Here is a 586-nt window from a genome sequence, read left to right as displayed (position 1 = left end):
TGTGGTGTTGGGGTGTACCCCAGATGCGCAGGCACTGCCAGCACCACGCTCCGCAGCTGCGGCTGTAACGTGTTTCACTTCTGAGTGTCAACGGATTTCGGAGGGGACCGAACACAGATGCTGAGCTTCTTCGTCGAACGCGATGGTCGACTCGTCGCCCAGAAACTCGCCATCAGCCCATGGACGCCGACCAAACTGAGCGGAACAGCCGTGGCCGGCATGCTCGCCCGGGAACTCGAGACCCACTGCCCGGAGGGCTTCATCCCCGCTCGACTCACAGTCGACCTGTATCAACCGGTCGACAACGCCGCGTTCGATCTGCGCAGCACGGTGGTCCGTCGAGGATCTCGAATCACTGTTGCCGACGCGGCACTGTCGCAAGACGGTCAGCAACGTGTGAGGGCGACAGCCGTTTTCCTCACCACCGGGACCGAACCGCCTGGCCAGCTCTGGAGCCGAGACGAACCGCTGCCGGTTCCGCCGCAGGAGAGTGCTGTGCCCGGCGGGACGCCGCCGCTGTTCAAGAGCGGCGATCGCGACTGGTCCGAGGATTTCGCGGCGAATCAAAACGCCGACCGCAAAATCT

1 protein-coding gene is annotated in these 586 nt (G+C 63.7%); it reads left to right on the top strand.

Going from position 1 to position 586, the window contains the following annotated elements; all coding sequences use genetic code 11:
- Window positions 1–117 precede the first annotated feature (117 nt).
- Window positions 118–586, top strand: a 469-nt coding sequence (locus A5780_RS13905) for an acyl-CoA thioesterase domain-containing protein (protein ID WP_197521736.1), incomplete at its 3' end; no start/stop codon positions are given.

Source organism: Nocardia sp. 852002-20019_SCH5090214 (assembly GCF_001665865.1).
GTDB classification, from domain to species: Bacteria; Actinomycetota; Actinomycetes; order Mycobacteriales; family Mycobacteriaceae; genus Nocardia; species Nocardia nova.
The sequence above is the reverse complement of the archived record's forward strand: the minus strand, read 5'-3'. Positions and strand labels throughout refer to the sequence as shown.